General features: G+C 36.9%; 5 protein-coding genes. All 5 read left to right on the forward strand.

The genetic code is table 11. From position 1 onward, the window contains the following. Window positions 1–1,088: VENN motif pre-toxin domain-containing protein (locus J3U42_RS12060; protein ID WP_267336579.1), on the forward strand; the 1,088-nt coding region annotated here is incomplete at its 5' end. After that, window positions 1,088–1,399, forward strand: coding sequence for an Imm45 family immunity protein (gene imm45, locus J3U42_RS12065; protein ID WP_267336580.1), 312 nt, complete (start codon window positions 1,088–1,090; stop codon window positions 1,397–1,399). The genes J3U42_RS12060 and imm45, both read left to right, overlap by 1 nt. A 168-nt stretch (window positions 1,400–1,567) precedes the next feature. Then, on the forward strand, window positions 1,568–1,774 hold the full coding sequence (locus tag J3U42_RS12070) for a hypothetical protein (RefSeq protein ID WP_267336581.1): 207 nt from the start codon (window positions 1,568–1,570) through the stop codon (window positions 1,772–1,774). After that, window positions 1,774–2,226, forward strand: a complete 453-nt coding sequence (locus J3U42_RS12075) for a hypothetical protein (RefSeq protein ID WP_267336582.1) — start codon at window positions 1,774–1,776, stop codon at window positions 2,224–2,226. Before J3U42_RS12070 ends, J3U42_RS12075 begins: the two co-directional genes overlap by 1 nt. Window positions 2,227–2,614: 388 nt before the next feature. After that, window positions 2,615–3,025 (forward strand): hypothetical protein, encoded by a 411-nt coding sequence (locus J3U42_RS12080; RefSeq protein WP_267336583.1) that lies wholly within the window; start codon window positions 2,615–2,617, stop codon window positions 3,023–3,025. Window positions 3,026–3,290: the final 265 nt, after the last annotated feature.

A 3,290-nucleotide genomic window follows, 5' to 3' on the forward strand; every position in this document is an offset into this window, starting at 1 on the left:
AAAACATCAGCGCCCTCGCCCAGCTGGCAGCCGGCCTGGCGATTGCCGCCGGTGGCGGTGATACCGGCGCTGCCGGTGCGGCAATGGCTGCCGGGAAGAATGCGGTTGAGAATAATGCGTTAAGTAATAAACGTGGCGTTGAAAAACTCGATAAAGAAAGCAAGCAACTCTATGACAAAATTAAAAATGTTGTTGGTTATGATGACGTAGATAAATTACAACAGCAATATTATGATTGTAAAACGGATGAATGTAGAACAAATGCTTACAATGAATATATACAAAAAGAGCAACAAGCAGGACAAGCATTAGTTGATTTATATAAATCTGGTGGTCTCTCTGAAACAGAGTATCTACAATTAGTTACATCTTATTCTGACTCAATGCTCGAAGGCATAAAAGAAGGACAGATTGATAACGCCGGCAATCATGAATTTGGAAGCTGGGATATTTATGATGCTTCTGCTGTAGATTGGCTTCCAACGACAAGCATACCTTATTTACAAGAAATAAGAGGATTAATCTTACTTAATGAATGGCGAGCTGCTGGTTTATCTGAATCAGAAATCCAAGAAAAATTTATAAAAGACAACATTCTCGGCTCTTTTGGCTCAATACCTGAAATTAATTCGATTGTACATCAAATCCGTAATGGAGATTTCAGTATTGAAGAAGGACTGAGATTGGCGACTATCGCCACTTATGGTAAATTAACTGATAAAACAGCTGGTGCTGCGAATAAAGCTTCTGGTTTAGACCATAAATTATCATCAGGTCAAACTGTTGGGGAGTTTGAAAAAAGCTTATTTAAGCTATCTCCAGGCGAAAGAGTCGCAACAATCAAGACTGTAGTGAACTCTTTTGTAAAAGAAAATGGTTGGACTAAAGATAATCAATTGAGCAAAATGAATGGTAGAGATGTGTACAAGGGAAAAGACGGTTTTCTTTATGCAGTGGATACTCAGCATGGGCGATTTGAAAAAATTAACCCTAAAAATGGACAGCATTTAGGTGAGTATAATTTAGGGGGCGGCTTTATTGAGGGGTCTATAGACAAGTCTGGTGGACATAATTTGAGAGTTAACTAATGAAAAAATTAATTGAGTGGGAACATGAATCTATATCAAGAGGAATAGTTTTTAGATTACCAGCAAAATGGCCTTATGAAGATTTTGTTGATTTTATGGTTGTTGACTTTGCTCATAGTCATGGATTGGTAGTTTCTTCTGGTTATAAAGCAGGCTTAATATTAGTTATATTACCAGTTGAAAGTAATTCTAATGAATATGTTGGAATTGATACTCAATGGATAATAACTAATTGGTCTAAATGGGTCTATCCTGAGTGCGATGTAAATGATGTTCATATAATTGAACATTATGAGTCATCCCCCGTTTAATATTTTATAATAAAGTAGATCCCAGTTTAAAAACTGGGATTTCTTATCTCATTGATCTACATTGTAATTTGGAAAATTAATTTGCCTTTTTAGGTATTGAGAATAATGCCTTAAATCGTTAAGATTCATGGCGCTATCAGACGAAATATTGTAAAGGGTGCGGATAATATGAAAAATGGTGGTTATCAAGGCGACTTATACATAGACGCTTCTAAAACAGGAGTGAGTATGAATGACATGATCAACCACTTTAAACCTGGCTCACCAGTATCGAATATTACAAAAGAAGGTACTGTGAAAAATATTTATATTAAGACGCAGAATGGTTGGTTGAATGTTACCAATGGTTCAATTAGCAAAGGTGGAAATAAATAATGGCCAATGAAATTATGTTTCCAATTAAAGAAACACCTTCTTTTGAAAAATTATTAGATATTATTGTTGATGGTTTTCATGATTTATCACTATCAACACAGCAGTTAACAATAGGTGTATCTGCAAAGAAAGGAATTGATTTATCTGATAAATTTATTTTTATTCAAGAGCATCAATACAGTTATTTTTGTTGGATTAGCTTCTCTTATTTCAAGCCAGAATTTAGAGATGAAGCAGATATAGACCTACCTATTATGGTTGGTGTTAGCGCTCGAGGCGAAATGAATCAGAAGTTTGCTATTTTAGTGACTTACATACTAGCAACGGCACTAAAAGCTAGAGTAATTTATGACGATGCTTATTTAGTTCAGCGAAAAGATGACTATCCTGTTGAAGAGTTAAAGCCTTTTGTTGAGCAATATATAAAAGAGCTATATCCAGTAAGTGATTAATGAATTATCCCCCGATCTAACCCAGATCGGGGACTTTTTATCTCTTTTTAGATCTGCATCGCAAGTTCAATAATCAAATTGCTCTGCTCAACTTTCATAATGACTTGTCGCCTGGCAAACAACCCTATCGGCTCTAGCTCCATACCCTTAATGGTCTGGGGTTGGGCTTTGTGCCTTGTGGCACGTAACCAACGGTGTAAAACCGCTCGTTGAGTTGTGGTGCTTTGTCTGTGGTTGATTATAGCTCTCCTCTGATAAGTGGACTTATGCGATTAATAGCAAAGCCAAATAAAATAGTATTAGTTAAATGATGAATAAATTGATTTATTATTGGTGGATACCAGATTATAAAAGATTTTCTCCCTCAGGTAGAGAATATAGTGAAGATATGAGATTGGTTCCCAAGCAAGGGCGGGGAATATGTGAGGTGGCAGCCTGGCTAGCAGATGATCTCCAATACTCCACTGACTCAGTTAATATTTGGATAAATAATCTCATTGATTTAAAACGCAGCCGAGCACCCGATGGCATGTTTGGCATTGGTAATGCTCACTGGGTATTAATTACTGGAAATTATGTTTTTATTGGTACTGAATATGTTGAAGAGCAACAAGTCATTATGACCAAAGAACAACTTTTATATGTGCTAGAGCAATATAAAGCCTTTTTAGAGGGAAACTACAAAGATCCTAATAATCCGCCCGCTCCTATTGATGTAGAGTTTATTGCTGAAGGGCAGGAAGCAATTGATATCTATAATGGATTGCCAAATTCTCATCTGGTACCTTATGCTTGTTAAAAAACTCCCACATCTCATATGTGGAAGGCTTTAAAGTTTTTAGATCTGCACCGCAAGTTCAATAATCAACTTGCCCTGTTCAATCTTAATGATAACAGGGCAACCGACATAAAATCCTAACTGCTAAAGCCCCCTACCCTTATCGATGCCGGACATGATATTGATGCCAAAACGGTCGATATTGCTGCCGGTAAGCAATTAGGGCTTTATGCCGATAATGATATCGCTATCGGGACGTCGTCGGAGCGATTTGAGTTAGATGAGT

The sequence above is a fragment of the Gilliamella sp. B2923 genome (assembly GCF_026536565.1).
In the GTDB taxonomy this organism is placed as follows: domain Bacteria; phylum Pseudomonadota; class Gammaproteobacteria; order Enterobacterales; family Orbaceae; genus Gilliamella.

Excerpts from the sequence above, each read along its gene's own strand:
- J3U42_RS12080 (WP_267336583.1), top strand. The coding sequence starts at position 2,615 with ATGAGATTGGTTCCCAAGCAAGGGCGGGGAATATGTGAGGTGGCAGCC.
- J3U42_RS12070 (WP_267336581.1), top strand. The coding sequence starts at position 1,568 with ATGAAAAATGGTGGTTATCAAGGCGACTTATACATAGACGCTTCTAAA.
- J3U42_RS12075 (WP_267336582.1), top strand. The coding sequence starts at position 1,774 with ATGGCCAATGAAATTATGTTTCCAATTAAAGAAACACCTTCTTTTGAA.
- imm45 (WP_267336580.1), top strand. The coding sequence starts at position 1,088 with ATGAAAAAATTAATTGAGTGGGAACATGAATCTATATCAAGAGGAATA.